The organism is Paenibacillus sp. PL2-23, assembly GCF_040834005.1.
Lineage (GTDB): Bacteria > Bacillota > Bacilli > Paenibacillales > Paenibacillaceae > Pristimantibacillus.
This window is the reverse complement of record NZ_CP162129.1, coordinates 1527772-1550631: the sequence shown is the minus strand read 5'-3', so window position 1 is coordinate 1550631 and position 22860 is coordinate 1527772. Positions and strand designations below refer to the sequence as shown.

Below are 22860 nucleotides of genomic sequence, written 5' to 3'. Positions count from 1 at the left end.
GGCCCGCTCCATTACCCAGCCCCCAGCTGCGCCCCCGCCGCGAACTGGCTGTTGTACAGGTCGGCGTAAAAGCCGCCGCGCTCCAGCAGCTCTTCGTGGGTACCCTGCTCAATGACCGAGCCTTTGTCCATAACGAGGATGAGATCGGCGTCGCGGATCGTCGAGAGCCTATGAGCGATGACGAAGCTCGTGCGGCCCTGCATGAGATGATTCATCGCATGCTGAATCTGAATCTCTGTCCGCGTATCGACGCTGCTTGTCGCTTCATCCAGGATGAGGATAGCCGGGTCGGCGAGAATGGCGCGAGCGATCGTGAGCAGCTGCTTCTGGCCCTGCGAGATATTCGATGCCTCTTCGTTCAGCACCGTATCATATCCCTCCGGCAGCGTCCGAATGAAGTGGTCGGCATGAGCCGCAACGGCAGCCTGCACAACTTCCTCTTCGCTTGCGCCTGCGCGCCCATAAGCGATATTGTCTCGGATCGTGCCGTTGAACAGCCAAGTATCCTGAAGCACCATACCGAACAAGCTGCGCAGCTGCGAGCGCTCCATGCTTCGAATATTATTGCCGTCAATCGTAATAGTGCCGCCGTTCACCTCATAGAACCTCATCAGCAAATTAACAAGCGTCGTCTTGCCAGCCCCCGTTGGTCCCACAATGGCAACCGTCTGTCCGCTGGAAACGTCGATATTCATATCCTCGATTAGTGGAGCGTCAGCGTTGTAGCCGAACTTCACGCCTCTGAACGCAACATCCCCGCGGAAGGCAGCCATGGATTCTCTGCGAGCGCTATCCGGCGCCTCCTCCTCCTCGTCCAGCAGCTCGAACACCCGCTCCGCTGACGCAATCGTCGACTGGATAATGTTGGCGATATTCGCCGTCTGCGTTATCGGCATGGTGAACTGCCTGGAATATTGAATGAATGCCTGAATGTCCCCGACTGTAATGGAGCCCCGCGTGACCAGCAAGCCTCCTACAACACAGATCAGCACATAACCGATATTGCCGATAAAGCTCATCAGCGGCATAATGATGCCGGATATGAATTGCGCCTTCCAGCTGGATTCATACAGCCTTCCATTAATCGCCTCGAACCGCTCCACCGAATCCCGCTCGCTCCCGAACGCTTTCACAACGGTGTGTCCGGTGTACATCTCCTCCACATGTCCGTTCAATTGCCCAAGCTCAGCCTGTTGACTGGCAAAATGAACCTGCGAGCGCTTCGCCACCATCGCGATTACGATGAAGCTAAGGGGCAGTGTAAGCACCAGTATAAGCGTCAGCAGCGGGCTAATCGTCAGCATCATCACGATAATGCCGATCAGTGTAATGACCGATGTAATCATCTGCGTCAAGCTCTGCTGCAGCGTATTGCTAATATTGTCGACGTCATTCACGACACGGCTCAGAATATCGCCATGCGATCGCCTGTCAAAAAACTTCAGCGGCAGCCGGCCAAGCTTCTCGCTCACTTCGTTCCGCAGCCGGTACACAACCTTCTGCGCTACGCCAGCCATCAGATATTGCTGGAAGAAGCCGAACATTGCACTGATCACATATAGTCCAGCGAGCAAAGCCAGAATATAAGCAATTTCCTTGAAATCAATGCTGGCTCCCGGTATGCCCTCCAGCTTCTGCATCATGCCCGTGAACAAAATATCGGTGGCCCCTCCCAATATTTTGGGGCTGATGATAGAAAACACCGTACTGAGAATAGCCGCTCCAATCACCGCCGCCAGCTTCAGGCGAAATGGCCGCAGGTAGCCCGCCAGCCGGCGCAGCGATTTCTTAAAGTTCTGAGCCTTCTGTCCCGGCATGCTCATCATACCGGGACCGCCGAAGCCCATTGGTCTCCCGCCGGGAGGTCCGCCCATAGGTCTGGCCGGAGGTCCGTCAGCGTTCCCCCGACCCCCCATTTTTTCATGATGGGAACTACTCATGCAATCTCCTCCTCCGACAGCTGGGATGCAACGATTTCACGGTATACGGAGCAGGTCTCCATTAACTCGTCATGGCGTCCGATGCCTGCTATGCGCCCTTCATCAAGCACAACGATACGATCGGCGTCCATAACGGTGCTTACTCTCTGCGCCACAACGAGCACGGCCGCGTCGCGCGTCTCTTCCTTGAGCGCCGCGCGCAGCTTCGCGTCTGTCTTGTAATCCAGCGCCGAGAAGCTGTCGTCGAACAAGTAGACCATTGGCCTGCGCACGAGCGCTCTTGCAATAGACAGGCGCTGCTTCTGGCCGCCGGACAGATTGACGCCGCCTTGAGACAGCTCGGATTCGAAGCCCTCCGGCATCGCCTCCACGAAATCCAAAGCCTGCGCTATGGCAGCCGCCCGGCGGACCTCTTCATCCGAAGCGTCCTCCTTGCCATATCGGATATTCGCATTCACCGTACCCGAGAACAATACCGCCTTCTGAGGCACAAGCGATATATGCCGCCGAAGCTCCTCCTGTGTCCAGCTCCGCACATCCTTGCCGCCTACAATAACCGATCCGCTCTCCGTATCGAAGAAGCGAGGCACCAGATGAAGAAGCGAGGTTTTGCCGGAGCCGGTTCCGCCGATAATGGCGGTCAGCTCACCCGCCTTGGCATGGAAGCTGATGCCAGACAGAGCGGGCTTCTCGGCGCCCGGGTAGCTGAACGATACGTTGCGGAATTCAACTTCTCCGTTCAACATCTCTTCCTCTCCGCCAGAGGCGTCAGGCATATCCTCGATCGTCGGCGACAGCTGAAGCACCTCGCCAATCCGCGCCGCGGACGCGGAGGCTCTCGGCACCATAACGAACATCATGGAGAACATCAGCAGGGAGAACATAATTTGCATCGCGTAAGAGATAAATGCCATCAGATCGCCCACCAGCATGCCGCCGGCGTCAATTCGCAACCCGCCGAACCAGACAATGGCGACAATCGCAAGGTTCATAATGAGCATCATTAGCGGCATCATAACGGCCATAATTTGATTCACTTTGACAGCTGTATCCATCAAATCGCGATTGGCCTCCTCGAACCTTCCCTTCTCATGCTCGGTCCGGTTGAAGGAGCGAATAACCCGGATGCCTGTCAAGCCTTCCCGCAGCACGAGGTTCAATCGATCCAGCTTCTTCTGAATAACACGGAAGTAAGGAAGCCCTTTGGAGGCAACCAGCCATATGGCGCCGGCGAGCACAGGGAGCGCTACAAGCAGCACAAGCGTCAACTGCGCGTCCTTGTACAACGCCATAATAATGCCCCCGATACACATCATGGGCGCCATCACCATCATGCGCAGCATCATCATCAGCACCTGCTGCACCTGATTGATGTCGTTTGTTGTTCTCGTAATGAGCGAGGCCGTCCCGAGCTCGCCGAATTCTCGCAGCGAGAAGCTTTCCACATGCGAGAACACCTTGCCTCTCACAATGCGCCCGAACGCCGAAGAGATTTGTGAGGAATGATAGCTGGCCAGAATCGACACAGCTGTTCCCGCCAGTGTGACGGCCAGCATGAAGCCTCCCATCTTCCAGATGTAGGACGTCCTCCCCTCAATGACGCCGACATTCACAATATCCGCCATAATAGTTGGCAGATACAGCTCTGACAGCGACTGCAATAAGATGAGCGCCATGACCAGCGCGATAACCGCGCGGTAAGGCCTCAAGAAACGGAACAATTTCAGCATGCCCTCATCCAGCTCCCGTCTATCATTTACTTTAGTCGTAAACCTTTCAATACTTTAATTATAACGAAAAAAAGCCATCTTACCAGTTTTAGCTGGTAAAACAGCTTTTTATTCATAGAAGCGCAAGCAATGCTCCTAACCCTTCACTGAACCTGCCGCGATTCCTTCCACTATTCGGTCGCTCAGGAACAGAAACGCCACCAGAATGGGCAGAATGCTGATCATAAGCGTGGCGCCGATTGCGCCCCAGTCCGTTGTATATTGCCCGATAAAGTTCTGCACACCCACAGTTAACGTCTTGTAGTGATCCGAGCTGATAAACGTATTGACGAATATAAATTCATTCCAGTTATATATAATGTTGATAATAGCTGTCGTTGCAAGCACCGAGTTGGTCATCGGCAGCACAATACGGAAGAACATTCGGTTAACGGAGCAGCCGTCGATGACGGAAGCCTCCTCCACTTCCTTCGGCAAGGCGTAATAGAAGCCAAGCAGAATCATAATGGTGATAGGCATATTGAATGCCACATAAGTCAGAATCAGTGAAATCGGATTATCGATCAGGCTTGCTTTGTTGAACATGCTGAACAGCGGAATAAGCGTGGAATGGACCGGAATCATCATCGCCACCATGAACAGCCCCAGCACCAAGGAGCTGAGCTTCCACCTCATCCGTGTAATGGCGAACGTCACCAGACTCGCGATTACGACTGTCAGCGCAGTCGCCGCAAGCGTAATCCATACACTGTTCAAGAAATAGACATCGATATTGCCTGCGCTCCACACCTTGCTATAGTTTTCCCAGCGGGGATTCATTGGCAAGGAGAGCGGCGGAAGCTGGAATACCTCCTGATTGTTTTTGAGCGAGAAGAACAGCAGCCATACTAGCGGGAATAATTGCAGGATTGCTACAGCTATTAGAATAGCATACAGCAACGCATAGCCCAGCCTCCAAGCTTTTATGATACCGAAGCCCTCTGCCCCTCTACTCAGCTGCGATGCGGTTTCGGACGTCATGATGCAGTGCCTCCTTCTGCTTAAGAATATTGAATCGTATCTTTGGATGCGGTCAATTTGCGGATGATCCATGTTGCGATAAGACAGATGACCAGGAGGAAGAAGCCCGTTGCGCTGCCATAGCCGAAGTCATAAGCCTTGAACGCTTCCTTGTACATATAAGACGCCATCACTTCGCTTGCGCCGTTTGGTCCGCCGCTGGTCATGACATAGATCAGGTCAAAATATTTTAATGAACCCACTACCGCAAGCACGATTGTCACTTTCACAACCTCCATCGCAAGCGGCAGCTTAATCTTCCAAGCAATTTGCAATGCATTCGCTCCATCAATCTTCGCCGCTTCCTCCAGGGAAGCCGGAATGTTCTTCAGAGCGGCATAATAGATGAGAATATAGAAGCCCGCATATTGCCATAGAATCGGAACAAATATCGCAAGCAGCACAAGCTTGGGCTCAGCAAGCCATGCGGGCGGATTGTCAATGCCAATAGAGCTCAGCACGCTGTTCAGAATGCCGTTGGTGGGATGATAGATGCGAAGCCACAGCTGAGCGATAGCTACTGAGGACAACAGCATCGGAATCAAATATATTTTGCGAAACAAATTCGCTCCTTTGATTCTGGAGGCAAGCACCATCGCAATAGCCAAATACAGGACGAGGCTAATACCTGAGAATAAAGCAAGAAGCAAGGAATGCCATGCACTGCTCCAGAACATAGAGTCCCTCAGCAGAGCTCCATAATTGTCGAAGCCAATAAACACGGGGCTCCCTATTCCGTTCCACTTCGTTAAACCGTAATAACCGGTCAGAATAATAGGAATATAGACGATAGCGAGTATTAGCACCAAGGCCGGCAGCACATAGAGCGCAATGACCTTCTTGTTGGACATGACCGTATTCACTTCTAATCCGACTCCTCTCTCTCCTTCATAAGGAAAGCCTTATCCGGCCCCCATAGTCGGGCAGACCGGATAAGCGTTTACTCTTCTCTCTTGTGCGGCTTCAGGCGCCGTATTTCTTATTTGCCTGCCGAAATCGCTTTATCATGCTCGCTGGCGAAGGAATCAGGAGTGGACGCCTGACCGAACAGCGATTGAATTTGGTTCAAGTGTGTTTCAGCCGCGTCCGCTTTCATCTGAACATCCGCGAACAGCGTAACGCTGCTGGCCTTGTTCATCTCCGTGAAGAGATCGATGTACAGCTGAGGCAGCTCCAGCGCTGACGTATCGACCTTCGTGGCCGGGATAACGCCTGCACCTGTTACGGATTGCTCGCCCCATCTCATCACAAAGTATTCCACGAACTTCTTCGCTTCTTCCTTCACCTTGGAATTCTCCGATACGAACAGCCCCACTCCCGGACCGCCTACCCAACTGTCCACATTGCCTTTGCCGCCTTCAACGGCAGGAAATTTGAAGAAGCCTACACTGTCGCGGAACTCCTGCGGAATATCCTCATTGGTTGTGAAATTAGGCAGCTCCCAGGTACCCATCAGGAACATAGCAGCTTTGCCGTTCAGAAACTCGGATTTCGCTTCCTCGTTCGACAAGCCGTTGAAGCCCTTGACGAACGCGTTCGCCTCAACAAGCCCCTGCACTTCCTCAGCCGCCTTCACAAGGGCTTCATCCGTGAAGGAGGCTTCGCCAGTAATCGCCTGCGCCAACGTTTCTTGGCCCGCTATGCGATCGGCCAAATACATATACCACAGCGAACCCGTCCAGCGGTCCTTGTTGCCCAGCGCAATCGGGGCGATCCCGTTAGCCGCCAGTGTGTTCACAACGGTTTTGAATTCCTCATAGGTTGCAGGAGCCTCAAGCCCGTATTGCTCGAAGATCGCCTTGTTGTAATAGACCGGCGCGATATTGAACTCAAGCGGAAGAGCGTATGTGTTGCCGTTCATCGCATAAGCCTCCGTCGTACCCGCCACGAATTTTCCGTTCAGCTCGCCGCTTAGCAGATCATCAATCGGCGTGAAGAGCTCACCCTCCACATAAGGCTGCATGAAGCCAGCAGCCCAGGTAACGCCTACATCCGGCAGCTGGTTTGAAGCGGAGAGCACCTTCAGCTTATTTTTATATTGCTCATTATCCAGCACTTCCTGCTTGATCGTAACGTTCGGATTATCCGTTTGGTATTCATCGATAATTTGATTCACAATTCTGTTCTGCCCTGCAGACACACCCTCCGGCCATAAATGCATGAAGCTGACCGTCACCTTGTCACCGCTTACATTGCTGCCCCCGTTAGCTGAGCCATTGCCCTCGCCTCCATCGCTTGCGTTGCTGCCGCAGCCGGCTGCAACAATTGCAAGACTGAGAGACAGCATCCATGTTGCCCACTTTTTCTTGAACACGTTTACATCCCCTTTTCTGCTGATAGGTTAAGGAATTCCTCTCACATGTACATTGTAGCAACCTGCCTACACAGCGATAAGGTCATAGCCATTGGGAATCGTACCACTTTTATTGGATTGTCTCTCCGGGTGCGGAGACATGCTTCCGATACTGGCCAGGACTCATTCCCTCCAAGGTTCGGAATACCTTCACAAAATATTTGTCCGTCTGATAGCCAACGCGCTCCGCGATTTCCCCGATAGACAATCCCGTTCCGCCAAGCAGCTCCTTCGCTCGCTGTATTCTTCGCCGAGTTACGTATTCGGTGAAGGACAGGCCCGTCTGCTCCTTGAACAATACGCTGAAATAGCTTGCGTTCATATGAAGCTGTTCAGCAGCCTCTTTCATGGAGAGCGGCTCCCCCAAGTGCTCCTCGATATATCGAATGCCTTCCTCCACGGGAGGACTGTAGATTTTATTATTCTGGAAGGTTTCCAGCAGCTTCGTATCTACAAGCTTCTTCATGCGGCCGATCTGATTCAGCTCCTCTTCCCGCTGCAGCGCCAGCTCAACTGCCTGAACAAGCTTAGACTTGTCCAGCGGCTTGACGAGATATTCCACTACGCCGAATTGAAGCGCCCTCTTGGCGTAATCAAATTCCGGATGCCCTGAAATAATGATCGTAACTGGAGGATGAGGGAACGAGCTGACCTCCTCTACCAAATCCAGTCCCCCCATCTCCGGCATCCGCACATCAGTCACAAGCAAATTCGCTTCGTTATGCCGCAGCCATTCCAGCGCTTCGACCCCGCTCTCCGCAACGGCGATTCGGTATTTGCCGCCCGACCATGCCTCCAGCGCTTTCCGAACCCCTTCCCTCGTTCTCGGCTCATCATCGACGATTAATATCGTTTTCAACGCTTATGCTCCCCTCTCGGCTTATCCGGTATGACAAAGGCCATCGTTGTTCCCCGGCCTTGCTCGCTCTGAATGTGTAGTCCGTCCACAGCCTGGTTATAATAAAGCTTCAATCTTCTTTGAACGTTGGCAAGCCCAACTCCGGTTCCTCTGGAAGCCGTATGATCGGCAGAGCCGGCATCCAGCTTTTCCATTAAGGCGCTAAGCTTGCTTTCACTCATGCCCGGTCCGTTATCCGAAACTTCGATTCGCGTATAGCCCGGATCCGCCATGGATACCGCTCTCAGAACGACCTTCCCTTGCCCTCGTCTCTGCTCCACGCCGTGCAGAATCGCATTCTCCACAAGCGGCTGCACAAGCAGCTTCGGAATCGCCTTTCCTCTGACCCCTTCATCGGCTTCAATCGTCCAAGACAGCCTATCCATCATCCTCATATACATAATTTTCAAATACCGCTCCGCATGATCCAGCTCGTCGCCAATCGTCACCCATTCATCCTCATCCGCCCGACTAATCACATAACGGAACAGCCCCGACATAGCAAGGACCACTTGCGCAAGCTCCTCCTCTCCCTTCTCATCCAGCGCCCAATAGAACGCCTCCAGCGTGTTGAACAGAAAGTGAGGATTAATCTGCGCTTGCAGCGCCTTCAGCTCGGTTCGGCTTTGAATAATTTCCTTCTGGTAGACAACCTCAATCAGCTCGTTCAGCGACGCGACCATCCCATTGTATGTGTTGCCAAGCTCGTCGATTTCCATCGTAGAGGAGGTGACGGGAATTGGCTTAAGCGTACCCAATCGAACGCCCCGCATCGCTTTGATCAGATGGAGAAGCGGTCTTGTAATCATATTCGACAGAATAAAGGTCAGGACCAGGAACAGCAGGCCGCCTACCACAACAGACACAAGTATCGCCGTCCGGAGCACCGTTATGCCCTCCATCACATAGGAGACAGGCGTCAGAATGATAATGCTCCAGCCCGTCGCCTCTGAGCTCTTCCTCACGACAAAATAATCCTCGCCGCTTAATACGGCCGTCTGTCCTTCCTCCTCCCGGAGCCGCTCCGCAACAAACGCCTCATCGGTGAAGTCGGACGCGATAATTCGGCCCTCACCGTCCATAAGCCCCATTGATTCCCTCATAAGGTTATCATCAACAGACAGATTTATAGCCTCCGTCAGCTCAAAATAACTTTTCTCAATCTGCACCATCAGATAACCGCCGTGAGAGAAGGAGCGGTCAATCAGACGCACCTGTCTTATCGCAATGACAACACCTGGAAACTGCTCGTCCAGCCCAAGCCAGACGATATCTCCCCTCGCAGCGTTCACGCGCGAAATCCATTCCGTAGGCACCCTGCTTAATAAATTGACATCTGTCAGCGGCAGCAGACGTTCAAAGTCTGTCGTATACAGCTCAACAGAACGAATGCCCGTCATATACGCCTCTTCCTTGCGCACCTCTTGCTGGAGCAGCTGTCTGGCTTCAAAGCTTATCTCATTGCCGTTCAACCGGCTCTCCAGCATGCTCTGCACCGTTGCACTTGTGGCGATTTCCGCTGTGAATGTATCGACACCCCGCAGAAGAACGTCTAATTTGCCCGTTGCCTGAACTGCCGTCTGCTGTATATGCTTCTCCGCGTTATTGCGCAGCAGAACCGAAACTTGATTGTAGGCGTAGAAGCCTACCGATGCGAGCACCATGGCCATTATGAGCATAAATCCCACAAATATTTGATTCCTTAGCGTGTTCATGGTCCCCCAGCTCTTCAGCATGCTTCCCGCTTCCTCCCGTTAATGCATCCGTAGCCACTACTATACACAATCCAATTAGCAAAAAGAAATCCCCCCGCACGCAAAAAAGAAACAGCTGCGGCCCTCTGCGGGAAGGCCCAGCTGCTTCTATCTCATTCCATCTAAACTCTTATTCAGCTCTGCTTGATCGTTTCGTGCTTTTCGATCACCTCTTCCTTCGTATCAGAGACGAGTTCCTTGGCGGAGGATTTGAACTCATGAAGCGTCCGTCCTACCGCTCTGCCGAGCTCCGGCAGCTTCGAAGGACCGAAGATTATCAGCACAACAACCAGAATCATGAGCAGACCGGGAAGGCCTATATTTTGCAGCATCTACATTCTCCCCTTATCTATGAGTTCATATAGGATTCATTAGACTCTAATCTTTATTATGGCCTTTGGGATAAACCGCGACGGCCTCAATCTCAATCAGCCAATCAGAGCTGACAAGGCTTGCGACGCCAACCGTTGAGCGAGCTGGCTTCACTGGATTGTCCTTTGTATTAAAAAACTTCCCATACGCGTTGAACCAGCCCGTATAGTCAAACTTCCCTCCTAATGCTGCGTCCGGCGTCACGTACACCCGCAAATAGACAACATCCTTGAGCGACAGCCCCTGCTCCTTCAACTGCTTCTCGATGTTGAGCAGCACGCCCTCCGCTTGCTTCTCTGTATTGCCATATCGCTCATATACAGTCTTGCCCTCCTTGTTCAGCATGGGCGGGACCGTACCGCTTGTCGAGAACGTCGCCACACCCTCCGGAACAGCCACCCCGCTTGAGATGGACGAGCTCGGGCTTCCATAAAATTCAGGCTCATGAATAGGAGTCAGCGGCAGCTTGTTCGGAGTTGCTGCCGCATAGACGGTAGCTCCGACGAAGCACGATACCAAAGCTGTTGCCAGTATAACCTTCAAATTGCGGTTCCATTCCATTGTTCCACGACCTCTCATCATAAGAATTAGTGCTGAGCTTCTAAGCCTTCATGACTCTCTCGTTAATATCCGTGACAACCGCGCGCGCCGATTCGATAGCCCCCGCCATCCAAGCGGTGATATAGCTGATATGCTCGCCCGCTAGATACACTCGGCGATCAGGCTTGCACAAGGTCGGGTACAGCGTCTGGCGCTGATCGCCGGAGTAGGACACCCAGCCGCCCTCATTATACTTGACCTTCTTCCAGTCAACGGAGAAGGACGCCTCGAATTCCTTGTAGTACTGAGGATGAATCTTGGCCCCCTGCTTCAGCGCATGCGCCTCTCGCTGCTGGAAGGTCATGGCGCCCAGCGTATCCGCGTTGCCTCCGAATGAATAATAGCCAAGCAGCAGCCCCTTCTTCTCCATATAGCCGGTGGGCGGGTAGTAGATGGACGAGATGTCCATGTTAGTCAGCGTGTTGCCGCCGTAGATTTGCTCATCCTCCTCCCAGAAGCGACGCTTGAACTGCAAGCCTATTTTGCCCGCGGAGGCATAGCCGACACTGTCAATAGCAGTCTTCATTTCCGGGGAGAAATCGGATTTAATCTTCTTCAGCACGGAGAGCGGAATCGTACAGATACAGTATTCGCCTTCCAGCTGGCTTGTCTCGCCAGTAGCGAGATTTTTGCAGCTGACCGTAACGCCGTTGTCGCTTTGCTTAATTTCGGTAACCTCGGTATGGAATTTAATCTTGCCCTTCAGCCGCTTCTCGAACGCCAGTGGAATGGCATCCATGCCGCCGACCGGATGGAACATCATCATCTGCTGATCATAGCCGTATTCACTGCTGAAGAAATTGCCGAAGCCGGAATTGATGATGGCTTTCAGGCTGAAGGGATCACGGATCACGCCGGCGTCCAGGCGAGCGCCGGGCTCGTCCTTGTAGCCGCCTCGCGACGACCCCTTATAAAACAAATCCGAATTCAAGCCTCCCTCCGCTCTTAAATAAGCGACAAGTTTCTCCTTCTCCTCGGCGGTTAATGGCATGTCCAGCGCGTTTTGGTTCACAGCCTTCGCCATCATCTCGCTGACGTAGCCGCGAACATCGGCCTTCGCCTCGCGTTTCCTCACTTTCCGGCCCGACAGCTCTCCGACCTTCTCGTTATAATAATACGCGTGATCATTGACATTCCCGAACGGCTCGATCGGTATCCCGAACTTGCGTATATACTCCATTGTGACGTGGAATTGCGGGATACGCATCGGTCCGGCATTGAAATAAAGCCCGTTATCGAATCTCGCCACCTGCTTGGCGGCACCGATCTCCGCAACCGTCGTGCCGCGGCGAACCGTCCATGCGCGGCCGCCCGATCTTGCGCGGGCCTCCAGAATCGTGCAGTCGTATCCAGCAAGCCCCAGCTCATAGGCTGCGGTCATACCTGCGATGCCGGCACCCAGAATGATAATTTTTTTGCCATTCCGGTTCGTCATGGACAGCTCGTTCTTATCTGGCGGAGTAAAATCCGCCGCTTTCAACGTTTCCGGCGACAGCAGCCCCATTGTCCCCATGACGCTGAATACTGCCGCTCCCCCTCCCAGCTTGCCAACCGTGCTCAAGAATTGCCGCCTTGACATCTCCGGCGTTTTGGTCGATTCCATCCCGCTCACTCCTATTCATCAGCTTCGTTGTGGACACACCGAAACGATAACACGGAGCTTACGGCTGTATCTAAACTTTTGTAAGGATACCTAACATAAATTAATTTTTCACCATGAGCGCAGTTCGATAAACTTCCTGAATATAGGCTGAATAACCTAGATTTATGACCTAATTAATACCAACTTTATAAAGGATAGTTCGTTTCTACCATTGTCAAAAGCTTCCGATCCTTGCTAAAATTTCACCCAACAGCTGTTAATGTGAAATAATATTACACAGTTGTGACATCCAGATCTCACTCCAGCGGCTGTTCACTAATCGTTCCAGGAGGCGGAGCTATGAGTCTTAAGGTAATGGGCATTGGTACTGTGAAGCAGCTGACAGGTTTGTCGGAGCGACAGATTCGCTATTATGAGGACAAGCAGCTGGTATTTCCGGAGAGAACGAATGGCGGGGCAAGAAAGTTTTCATTCGAGGACGTCGAGCTGCTGAAGGAAATTCATCGCAAGCTGCGGGATGGCTTCCATACATTCGAGCTTCGCAAAGGTCTGGATAATCGTAGTGACGAGGGGGGTACAAGGAGGCGTTTTCGCTCATGAACAAGCTGCCGATCATGCCGCTCCTTACCCATATCGCAGAGCTTCGCAAGCAGTTAATCGCTATTCTTATTATTTTTGCCATTAGTCTGATCGGGGGCCTGGCGGCCGCGCCATACTTGCTCGACTATTTGAAGAGCCGGCCGCCCGCCTCCGAGCTGGAATGGAATGTATTCTCCCCGTTTGACGGCGTACGGATGTATATGAACATCGCAATGGTGGTCGCCGCCACCGTTACGATTCCGTCAGCACTGTACTTGCTGTGGGGCTTCGTCAAGCAAGGCCTGCATGCCCATGAACGCTCAGCTGCCTTGAGATATGTGCCTTACAGCGCAGTTGGCCTGCTGCTTGGTCTCGCCTTTGGTTATTTCGTGCTGCTGCCCATCAGCTATTCCTTCGTCAGCGACATCTCCGCTAAGCTGAACCTTGTGGAGACCTACGGCGCTACCCAATATTTCAGCTTCATGATGAATATTGTGCTCCCCATGGGAGCCGCCTTCGAGCTGCCAATAGTCGTCATGTTCCTTACGCGGATTGGCCTGCTCACGCCTGAACGTCTGCGCAAGTCCCGCCGATACGCGTATCTGGTGCTCGTCATTGTCTCGAACCTGATCTCGCCGCCTGACTTCGTATCGTCGTTCATTATCCTGCTCCCGCTCTCCGCTTTGTTCGAGTTAAGCGTTCTATTGTCCCATTCCGCCTTCCGAAAGCGCGAAGCAGCGCAGGCAGAGCTGCCAGCGGTGTAAGCTTAAGCTGCAGAAGGGCGCCTCTATGGGTGCCCTCGCCGTTTGTTCGCCCCTATCCCAATTAATTGCCCAGCAGCTCAGCGTAGTGGTGCAGCTACCAAACACCTCAAGTCGCACGCTCAGCCCCCATAACGATCTCTCGTATCGCTATCGCTCCATAAGTCGCTTCCGCAGACCCCATAACGATCTCCCGTGTCGCTATCGCTCCTTAAGTCGCTCCCTCAGCCACCATAACGATCTCTCGTGTCGCTATCGCTCCTTAAGTCGCTCCCTCAGCCCCCATAACGATCTCTCGTATCGCTATCGCTCCATAAGTCGCTTCCGCAGACCCCATAACGATCTCCCGTGTCGCTATCGCTCCTTAAGTCGCTCCCTCAGCCACCATAACGATCTCTCGTGTCGCTATCGCTCCTTAAGTCGCTCCCTCAGCCACCATAACGATCTCTCGTGTCGCTATCGCTCCTTAAGTGGCTCCCTCAACCCCCATAACGCTCTCTCGTGTCGCTATCGCTCCTCAAGTCGCTCCATCAGCCCCCATAACGATCTCTCGTGTCGCTATCGCTCCTCAAGTTCAAGTAGCCCCACGAGAATTAAAAGGGAATCACTAGATATTGACGCCTCAATCGGCACTATGCGATGCTTAATAGGTGTTGATCCAATATAAAACGGAGGCTAAGTCTATATGACCACCTCGTACATTCTCACTGATCTTGACGGGACACTGCTGCATTCGGACGCCACGTTATCGCCATACACGAAACAGGTCATTACTGAAGCAATTCAGTCTGGGGCGGCTATTGGTTATGCAACGGCGAGAAGCTACATAAGCTCAAACCGAGTTGTCGGCGATATTCCATGGAAGCATCCACTGGTTCTATATAACGGGGCAATGCTGTTCGATCCGCTGACAGGACAGGTTATCGAAGGAGCTTGGCTGGACAGAAACGTGACACACAAGATAATAAGCATTGGGAAATCTCTTGGGCTTACCCCTTTACTATTTGCCCTCGATTCAGAGAATAAAGAAAAAGTGTTCCATGAACGACTGAGCCGTTCGGGAGATACAGCATTCTATAACAGTCGGCCTAATGATCCCAGGTTTGTTGAGCTTGATCAGCTCATCTGTCCTGACGCATGCCGCACATTGATTATAACCTACATCGGTTTATTGGAGGAGCTGCAGCCGCTTGAAGCCCAAATTCGGAGACAATTCGAGGAAAGCGTATGTATCCACCTCATGAAAGACAGTTATATCCAAGACCATTTTTTTCTGGAATTCAGCCATCCGGACGCCAACAAATACGAGGGTGCTCGAAAGTGGGCTGCCTACGTCGGTTGCAGTCCGGATCAGCTTATTGTGTTTGGAGATAACTTGAATGACGTCGGTCTATTCGAAGCCTCAGGAACCAGGATAGCTGTATCCAACGCCCATCCGAAGCTTGCTTCGATGGCCACACATCTCACCGAAAGCAATAACGCTGACGGTGTGGCGCAGTTTATTGTGAATCTGATAGCTAACGAATTGACACCTCAGAATAAACCCTGCGACAAATGAACATGCTCCAGATTCCTCATTCGCCTGAGGAAAGCTGGCTTTGTCTTGATCATACAATTGCTCAAATACAGCGACTTCAAGCGCTTCAGCTTCTCCAGCTCGGGCGGCAGCTCCTCAATCGCACAATATTGGATGGACAGCCGCTCCAGCTCCTCCAGCTCCCCAATCTCTGGAGGTATTCGGTTCAAGCTGATGGCCTCCTTCGGCTTGACCTGCCAGCCCGGGGCAGGCCGATCCGAGCTGCCGCAGCTAATATTCAGCTCCTTCAAGTTTCGCAGCTTGGCGATGGAAGCGGGAATACACGCCAGATCAGCTGTCATAACAACCAACCGTTCCAGCTTGCTCAGCTCGAACAGCTCTTCTGGAAGCCGATATACATCTTGTTCGAAAATGTCCAATTCCCGCAATTCCGTAAGCTCCCTAATGCGTCCTGGCAGCTCCGCGAGCCGATGACCGCTGATATACAGCTTGTCGGACCGATGCTTGATGGCATCGTCGAGCAATCGCTCCAAAGCCCGATGCTCCTCCAATTCCAGAAACAGCCCCGTAATTCGCTCCATCAGCTCGCGCGCTTGCTCCTCCGTAACCTCCAGGCCATACATTCCTTCATGGACAATGGAGTAGAGGTAATCCCCGCCGCCCTCCATCACGAAGCACAAATCCTCCGGCAGCTGCGGATAAATCCAATCCGATAGACGATATGCGGCACCCTTTAGTATTAAGCCGCTAGCTTCGCAGCAGCGATACTTATGATAGGTGCCCGCTGTGTAATAGGCATTGCTGCGAAACAGCTTCTGCGCTTGCATGATTTCGTCCATATCAGCATCCTTGAGGTCAATGGTGTCAATCAGGTAAGGCTTCAGCTCTTCCAGCACCTTATTATAGCTGTCGCTTCTCAACATACCTGCCCAGCCGCCTGTATGCTCCTTGAGGATAAAACATTCCGATTCCGCAATCGCCACATCTATAATTTGCTCGTAAGCCGTCCCTCTAGGATCCGTATAAAATCTCATCGCGCTTGCCCTCCCCCTCTCGATTACTCCCCGAACAGCCGCATCAGCACGAGTCCTGCGAATGCGAGGGTAATGCCGATCAGCTCGGTTCGCTTGAACCTCTCCTTCACGACGAAGCGCGTATACAGCAGCATAAGCAGCACGTTCGCCGCCACAACAGCCGAGACGAGGCCCGCCTTGCCCAGATCAAAAGCCACAATAATAAGCATCATACCGACAGTGTTCGTTATGCCGATGGCCATGCCGACCAGGAAGGCGCGGCTTTCGCTCCACCCATGAGCTTCCGGCGTAACAGGAGGTACAGCAGCAGCGATCGTCGTACCCGGGGTCGAGCCTGCCGTCGCCGCGGCTGCCGCGGCTATACGAACCTCCTCCGTCACCGCCGCCTCCGAAGCAGCGGCAGCCCGGCTGCGGGCTGCTGCGCTCCTTGTATCCTTCCACCACCACAGGCCAAAGCAGGACGCGCCAGTCGAGAACATCATAAACAAAGTCGGATATAACGACGCCTCCATAATAGTCGACCATTTGCCCGACAGATCATTGCCGGCGAACAGCAGCAGCGCCAGCAAGCCCCACTGTGCCCCCTGCAGATTGCGAAGCGACAGATCATTGGAATACCGAACCAGCAGCACGCCGCCTACGATAATAAGAAACGCGATAAGCTGCGCGGCATACAATCGTTCATCCCACATCAAATAAGCAAGCGCCACCACAACAACGGACGGCAGTGCCGTTAATATAGCAACAAGCGACGCCTTGCCCACCGCAAAGCCTTTGAACATGCTGGCATTCGCGCCGAAGGAAAACAGCCCCATCTGCATCCCGATCAGACAAGCAGTCGTCCACTCGGAGCTCAGCAGCAGCCATAATGCCAGGTTAATAACCGCTCCCATCGTAAAAGTGCCGCATAGAAGCGCGTTGCGGCTCACAGGCTTCTGGCTGGTCCAATGATATAGGATGCCTCGAAGCCCAAAGCTGATTGCCGCAAGTATTGAATAGGTAAGCCACATTCCGTACGTTCTCCCCTCAAGCTTCCTCCGCCATCCGGCAGAAGTCATATCCTCCATTCTAGCACCGAATGGCATGCTTGGCACTTCCAGATTGCCGTAACCTCCTGTTACGACTGGCCATGTCGGCCGTGGAGCTCACGATAAGCGGACGGCGACAGACCCTCCATCCCTCGGAAGACGCGGATGAAATAGCTTGCTTGCGAGAAGCCGCACCGTTGCGCAACGTCCTTGATCGGCAGCCCCGAGGTGGCAAGCAGCAGCTTCGCCTCCAACATGCGGCACTCCGTCAGATAGCGAATGGGCGTCCTCCCCATGACATCTCCGAACACTCGGATAAAATGATAAGGGCTATACCCGGTCAGCTTCGCCATGCCCGCGATATCCCAGGCCTCCCGGCACCGGCTGCGAATGATATCGGCAGCCTCCCGCATTTCCCGGCGCTTCCGGAGCGCCGCAGCGCCCTCCAGACTTTCAGTATGCTGATCCAACTGAGCTAGCAGCTCGTACAGCAAAGCCGAAATGGCCGCTTCGCTCCCCAAGCCGAACGAATCGCTAAGCTCATACATACGATCCGTCAGCTCCTGCATTCTCGCACCTTCCGAGAAGGAGAACAGCCAGGCTCCTGCCTCATCCGCCCCCCTAAGCATTGCAGAAGGAATGGACGCCGTGAAGTGAATCCACCTGACATCCCATGGGTCCGACTGGCTTGAACCATATTGCTGGAACGCTTCCTTCGCGAATAGAAAGCCTTCTCCCGCCTTCACTTGAACCTGTTCCCCGTCTTCTCCTACCACATACCCGCCGCCCCCAAATATGAGATGAAGATTATATTCCTTCAGAACGCCTTCTTCTCTTCGCTCCGCATGGTGAGGGAAGTCAGAGTAACGTCCGAACATGTCGGGATAACAGACATACAGCGGATACGACGGCTTGGGAACGATACAGTGGATATGCAATGCAGGCGCACTCTCCTTTTGAAACAGCGTTTAGCAATATTGTACTATCTGTCGCAGGATATTGTCATATACGCGAGTCGAAAAGCATCTTACACTATATCTATTCCAATTATAATCGCAATATTTTGATGTAGGAGGAGCATGCATGAATCAGCCAACAACCGCGCTTGACCATTTACGACTTGGAGTCTGCTATTACCCGGAGCACTGGAAGGAGGAGCTCTGGGCGGATGATTTCCGCCGCATGGCGGAGCTCGGCATCTCGATCGTTCGAGTCGGCGAATTCGCCTGGTCGATCTTCGAGCCCCGGGAGGGTGTCTTCTCCTTCGAGCTGTTCGACAAAGCGCTGGAGCTCGCCCATCAGCATGGACTGCAGATCATTATGGGCACACCAACAGCAACGCCGCCCGCTTGGCTCACGCAGAAGTATCCGGAGGTGCTGAACGTCAACTTCAACGGACAGACGATTGAACACGGGCTGCGCCGCCATTACAACTACAACAGCCCGAAGTACCGGGAGCTGTGCGCTATTATCGTACGGAGGATGGCAGAGCATTACCGCGATCATCCCGCTATTGTCGGCTGGCAGATTGACAACGAGTTCAACTGTGAAATTTCGGAGTTTTATTCGCCTGCTGATCACGCGGCTTTCCGGGAATGGCTGCAGCGCAAATACGGCAGTCTTGAGGCTTTGAACGAGGCATGGGGTACAGTGTTCTGGAGCCAAACCTATACGGACTGGTCCCAGGTCCATCTGTCCCGTATGACAACAGCGGGCAAGCAGCCGAATCCTCATCTCTATTTGGACGAAAAAAGATTTATATCCGACAGCGTCATCGATTTCGCCAAGGTTCAGGTTGATATCATTCGGGAGATCGCGCCCCGGCACTGGGTAACGACCAACGGCCTGTTCGGACATCTGGACAGCCACCGTATGACTGACGAGCTGCTTGACTTCTTCAGCTATGATTCGTATCCGCAGTTCTCAACCATCTTCCAGGATCCCAATGAAGAGAGCCCGCTGGCGGACAGAGGCTGGAGCCAGACACTCAGCACCGTGCGTTCCATCTCCCCGCAGTTCTGCGTCATGGAGCAGCAAGCCGGTCCCGGCGGTTGGGTGAACCGACTGGATATGCCATCGCCGAAGCCTGGCCAGATGCGGCTGTGGACGTACCAGTCCATTGCGCACGGCGCCAACATGGTCGTCTACTTCCGCTGGCGCACCGCGACGTTCGGCCATGAGATGTATTGGCACGGCTTGAATGATTACCATAACCGTGAGAACAGACGGATTCGTGAGGCAAGAGGGATTGGCCGTGAGCTTGCTGAAGCCGGAGCGCGTATCGCAAGCACCTTGTACAAGGCGGAGGTCGCCATTGTCCGCGATTACGACAACGAGTGGGACGGCGAATACGATGTATGGCATGGCCCGTTCTATTGGCAGAGCCGCACCGCTTGGTACAAGGCGTTAACGAGAAGGCACATTCCGTGCGATACCCTCTGCCTGCGCCAAGGAACGACGCTTGAGGAGCTGCGGAAGTACAAAGCCTTGATCTACCCGCACGCAGCAATTATGACGGACGAAGCCGCAGCTCTGTTAGAGGAATACGTTAGCCAAGGCGGTATTGTCGTGTTCGCCTGCCGTACCGGCTACAAGGACGATCGGGCGCAATGCTATATGCGTCCGTTCCCGGGCGCGGCAGCCAAGCTCTGCGGTATTTCGGTCGAGGAGTTTACAATGGTGAAGGGTACACGCGCCGCAGTCCGCATGAATTGGCTGTCGGATGAGTCTGCCGGCATCGCCGCAGCCGACACAGCAGCCGACCGCTTCAACGACGTGCTGCTGCCGGAGAGCGACACGGTGGAGATCATCGCGACATACGCTAGCGACCACTACGCCGGCAAGCCAGCGGTGACTCGCAACGCGTTTGGCCAAGGCGAGGCCTGGTACTACGGCGCCGTCTTCGACGAAGCGTCCGCGGCGCAGGTCATCTCACGCATCGGCCTGCAATCTCCGGCGGAGGGCATTCTGGAGCTGCCGCCGCAGGTTGAGCTCGCCATTCGTGAGGATGCCGCCGGCCCGCTCTATTTCTTGCTGAATTATGCGGAAGAGCCTGCCGAAATGACACTTCGCGAGGCCAAGACGGACCTGCTGACGGGCCGCAAGCTCCAGGGCACCATCTCGCTCGAAGGCTTCGGCGTGCTGGTGCTGGCGTAACCATCATTAGATGAACACGAATGAGTCGAGCTTGCGACTTCAAGACTTTGTAACGGACGGACTATTGGCGTAGCTTGGGAGCGAACATTCAGCCAGGCTATGCGCCATCGGCAACTAGCCTCTCTGGGAGCAGCCATCTCTAACGTTCACTTCTTAACGTTAGCGCCAGTTTTCAACGCGATTGAATCTGTAACGGACAAAATGCATCGTTAGCGCGCGAATTACGATCTGCACCAGTCAAATTTGTGCGCTAAGATTACATTTTGTCCGTTAGGCAGTCGATTGCTTCAACAAGTGCCGTTAAGATTCAAAAATGCACACCGCCCCTTCTATTGTCGCCCCGTCTTGTAGTCCCGCAGCAGCTCATCCATTACCCTGCTTGTACGCATTGCGCTGAGGCCATTGCTCGGGCTTGGCTCGCCGCCGCGCAGCTCGTTCACAATGAGCTGGATAAGCGGTTGCTGAATATGGAGCGGCTTCTCCAGTTCAATGACCTCCACACCCTCAGCGGTGATCACTTCTATTCGTTCGTTGCCGAACGTCGAGAATACAAGCTTTCCCTTGCTCCCCACTAGCTCGTTCCGATCGCAGTAGTCGTAAGCGCTGAAGCACCATGTACCCGTCGCCTGCACGCCGTTCTCGAACACAAAGCTTCCCGTCACGATATCCTCCGCCGCGTACAAGCCGGCTTGGTTGCCCGCGGCTCCTTGAACGGAGCGGATCGGCCCGAGCAGAAAGTCCATAATATCCAACGTGTGGCTCGCGAGGTCGACGAACAGTCCGCCGCCCGAGACGGCGGGGTCCAGGCGCCACGGCAGGACTTCCGCTCCACTATTGACTCCTGCTGGCTGATGCTGCGTCATGGTCAAATAACGTATCTCGCCAATCGCGCCGCTCTCCAGCAGTTCTTTGATCCGTGTGAAATACGGCAGAGCCCTCCGATAGAATGCAACAAACAAAGGTACGCCCTTCTCCTCGCAAGCCTCAAGCATGTGCTGGCATTCCTCAGCGTCCAGAGCCATCGGCTTCTCGACATAGACCGGCTTCCCGGCCGCCGCGCATTTGATCGCGTATTCCTTATGCGACGAAGGTGGAGTCGCCACGTACACAGCGTCCACCTCAGGGTCCTGGATAAGCTTGTCCGCATCATCATACCATCTTGGCACGCCATGTCTGGCGGCATAATCCGCAGCAAGCTCGCCATTGCGCCTCATTACCGCAACCAGCTCGCTTCCCTCCGCCTTCTGAAATCCGGGCCCGCTCTTCACCTCCGTCACATTGCCGCAGCCGATAATTCCCCATCTGATAGCTTTCATTGCGCTTCCCCTCTCCCGCACCCATTATTCAACATCCACTCTACTTACATTCGCTAAAGCGCCGCCAAAACCTGCCAATCTCAGTCTTCAGACGGAGATGACTGCGTTCCCTGGACCGTAATCGACTCCCCCATGTGTTTGCTACAATGTGACTTAGCAGAGATCCCAGTTGACGCTTATGCCAAAAAAAGGAGTGATCCATCAATGGCCTTGCCCGTATTGGAAGTACATCAATTGCGCAAGTCGTTCGGCGATGTTAAAGCCGTACAGGAGATTAGCTTCACCGCGATGCCCGGCGAAATTTTTACCATTATCGGACCGAACGGCGCCGGCAAAACAACCACGCTCGAAATGATTGAAGGGCTGCTGCCGCCTGATTCCGGCGACATTCGCTTCGGCTCCTTGACCTGGGCCAGGGACGAGGATCGTATTAAACGCCAGATTGGCGTACAGCCCCAATCCAGCGCCCTGTTCGATCTGCTGACGGTTCAGGAGAACCTGGAGCTGTTCTCCACCTTCTACACCCATTGCCGTCCCGCTGGTGAAGTAATGGAGATGATTAACCTGACGGAGCAGAGGAACAAGCACGTGAAGACGCTGTCCGGGGGACAGAAGCAGCGTCTCGCAATCGGACTGGCGATGATTAATGATCCCGGCATTATTTTTCTCGACGAGCCTACAACCGGCCTGGACCCCCAAGCCCGCCGCAACATATGGGATATCATTCTCAAGCTGAAGGGGATTGGCAAGACGATCATACTAACCACGCACTACATGGAAGAAGCGGAGAAGCTGAGCGACCGCGTCTGCATTGTAGATCAGGGCCGAATCGTAACGCTGGACACGCCCGCTGCGCTGATAGACCGGCTGACCAAGGAGCGCGAGGTCCGGCTGTCGTTCCTCGACGGCGCTGCAGCGGCAGCAGAGACGGAGCTGTCTGCCCTGCAGGATAACGCCGTCGTTCGTACAGAGCTCGAAGGCACGTCGCTTAAGCTGTGGACGACAAAACCGGAGGAAACACTCTATCATTTGTTTGGTTTTACGAAGAATAATGGGTATCGGGTAGAGCAGATTTCGATTCGCGAGATGAGCCTGGAGGACGTATTTATCGCCTTCACGGGCAAGGAATGGAGGGACTGA

At 53.7% G+C, this 22860-nt stretch carries 19 protein-coding genes; 5 read left to right on the top strand and 14 right to left on the bottom strand.

The features are described 5' to 3' along the window. Positions 1–11: 11 nt before the first annotated feature. From AB1S56_RS06545 to AB1S56_RS06500, 10 genes are all read right to left on the bottom strand, one after another. The gene (locus tag AB1S56_RS06545; RefSeq protein WP_340869796.1) at positions 12–1874 is read right to left on the bottom strand and encodes an ABC transporter ATP-binding protein; all 1863 of its coding nucleotides are present in this window, start codon (positions 1872–1874) and stop codon (positions 12–14) included. A 62-nt stretch (positions 1875–1936) separates the two neighbouring features. Further along, the gene (locus tag AB1S56_RS06540) at positions 1937–3670 is read right to left on the bottom strand and encodes an ABC transporter ATP-binding protein (RefSeq protein WP_340869632.1); all 1734 of its coding nucleotides are present in this window, start codon (positions 3668–3670) and stop codon (positions 1937–1939) included. A 135-nt stretch (positions 3671–3805) separates the two neighbouring features. After that, positions 3806–4690 (bottom strand): carbohydrate ABC transporter permease, encoded by an 885-nt coding sequence (locus tag AB1S56_RS06535; RefSeq protein ID WP_340869631.1) that lies wholly within the window; start codon positions 4688–4690, stop codon positions 3806–3808. 20 nt (positions 4691–4710) lie between these two features. Continuing rightward, entirely contained in the window at positions 4711–5592 is an 882-nt protein-coding gene (locus tag AB1S56_RS06530) for a sugar ABC transporter permease (protein ID WP_340869630.1), read from the bottom strand. Between the two features lie 116 nt (positions 5593–5708). Continuing rightward, entirely contained in the window at positions 5709–7043 is a 1335-nt protein-coding gene (locus AB1S56_RS06525; protein WP_340869628.1) for an extracellular solute-binding protein, read from the bottom strand. 109 nt (positions 7044–7152) lie between these two features. Beyond that, positions 7153–7941 carry a response regulator gene (locus AB1S56_RS06520; protein WP_340869626.1) on the bottom strand — a complete coding sequence of 263 codons (789 nt, stop codon included), beginning with the start codon at positions 7939–7941 and terminating at the stop codon, positions 7153–7155. Then, positions 7938–9716, bottom strand: a complete 1779-nt coding sequence (locus tag AB1S56_RS06515; RefSeq protein WP_340869625.1) for a sensor histidine kinase — start codon at positions 9714–9716, stop codon at positions 7938–7940. Before AB1S56_RS06515 ends, AB1S56_RS06520 begins: the two co-directional genes overlap by 4 nt. 152 nt (positions 9717–9868) lie before the next feature. Then, entirely contained in the window at positions 9869–10066 is a 198-nt protein-coding gene (locus AB1S56_RS06510; protein WP_340869624.1) for a twin-arginine translocase TatA/TatE family subunit, read from the bottom strand. 46 nt (positions 10067–10112) lie between these two features. Beyond that, on the bottom strand, positions 10113–10667 hold the full coding sequence (locus AB1S56_RS06505; RefSeq protein ID WP_340869623.1) for a RidA family protein: 555 nt from the start codon (positions 10665–10667) through the stop codon (positions 10113–10115). Positions 10668–10707: 40 nt separating this feature from the next. Next, on the bottom strand, positions 10708–12309 hold the full coding sequence (locus AB1S56_RS06500) for an FAD-dependent oxidoreductase (RefSeq protein WP_340869621.1): 1602 nt from the start codon (positions 12307–12309) through the stop codon (positions 10708–10710). Between the two features lie 339 nt (positions 12310–12648). Here AB1S56_RS06500 and AB1S56_RS06495 point away from each other — a divergent pair, with 339 nt between their 5' ends. The 3 genes from AB1S56_RS06495 to AB1S56_RS06485 all read left to right on the top strand — a co-directional run bounded on the left by AB1S56_RS06495 (position 12649) and on the right by AB1S56_RS06485 (position 15207). Beyond that, entirely contained in the window at positions 12649–12909 is a 261-nt protein-coding gene (locus tag AB1S56_RS06495; protein WP_340869619.1) for a MerR family transcriptional regulator, read from the top strand. After that, positions 12906–13652, top strand: a complete 747-nt coding sequence (tatC, locus tag AB1S56_RS06490; RefSeq protein WP_340869617.1) for a twin-arginine translocase subunit TatC — start codon at positions 12906–12908, stop codon at positions 13650–13652. Before AB1S56_RS06495 ends, tatC begins: the two co-directional genes overlap by 4 nt. Before the next feature lie 682 nt (positions 13653–14334). Further along, a complete protein-coding gene (locus AB1S56_RS06485) occupies positions 14335–15207 on the top strand; it encodes a Cof-type HAD-IIB family hydrolase (protein ID WP_340869615.1) in 873 nt (290 codons plus the stop codon). Here AB1S56_RS06485 and AB1S56_RS06480 read toward each other — a convergent pair. The 3 genes from AB1S56_RS06480 to AB1S56_RS06470 all read right to left on the bottom strand — a co-directional run bounded on the left by AB1S56_RS06480 (position 15183) and on the right by AB1S56_RS06470 (position 18186). Then, positions 15183–16220: a leucine-rich repeat domain-containing protein gene (locus AB1S56_RS06480; protein WP_340869612.1), complete on the bottom strand. Its 1038-nt coding sequence runs from the start codon at positions 16218–16220 to the stop codon at positions 15183–15185. The genes AB1S56_RS06485 and AB1S56_RS06480 overlap by 25 nt on opposite strands. Positions 16221–16243: 23 nt before the next feature. Continuing rightward, positions 16244–17230 carry an EamA family transporter gene (locus tag AB1S56_RS06475; RefSeq protein WP_340869610.1) on the bottom strand — a complete coding sequence of 329 codons (987 nt, stop codon included), beginning with the start codon at positions 17228–17230 and terminating at the stop codon, positions 16244–16246. 107 nt (positions 17231–17337) lie between these two features. After that, positions 17338–18186: an AraC family transcriptional regulator gene (locus AB1S56_RS06470; RefSeq protein WP_340869608.1), complete on the bottom strand. Its 849-nt coding sequence runs from the start codon at positions 18184–18186 to the stop codon at positions 17338–17340. 145 nt (positions 18187–18331) lie between these two features. On the opposite strand from AB1S56_RS06470, the gene AB1S56_RS06465 reads away from it, so the two are divergent. Continuing rightward, positions 18332–20404, top strand: coding sequence for a beta-galactosidase (locus AB1S56_RS06465; RefSeq protein ID WP_340869606.1), 2073 nt, complete (start codon positions 18332–18334; stop codon positions 20402–20404). A 329-nt stretch (positions 20405–20733) separates the two neighbouring features. On the opposite strand, the gene AB1S56_RS06460 is transcribed toward AB1S56_RS06465, so the two are convergent. Continuing rightward, positions 20734–21720 (bottom strand): Gfo/Idh/MocA family oxidoreductase, encoded by a 987-nt coding sequence (locus AB1S56_RS06460; RefSeq protein WP_340869604.1) that lies wholly within the window; start codon positions 21718–21720, stop codon positions 20734–20736. A gap of 204 nt (positions 21721–21924) precedes the next feature. On the opposite strand from AB1S56_RS06460, the gene AB1S56_RS06455 reads away from it, so the two are divergent. Continuing rightward, positions 21925–22860: an ATP-binding cassette domain-containing protein gene (locus AB1S56_RS06455; RefSeq protein ID WP_340869603.1), complete on the top strand. Its 936-nt coding sequence runs from the start codon at positions 21925–21927 to the stop codon at positions 22858–22860.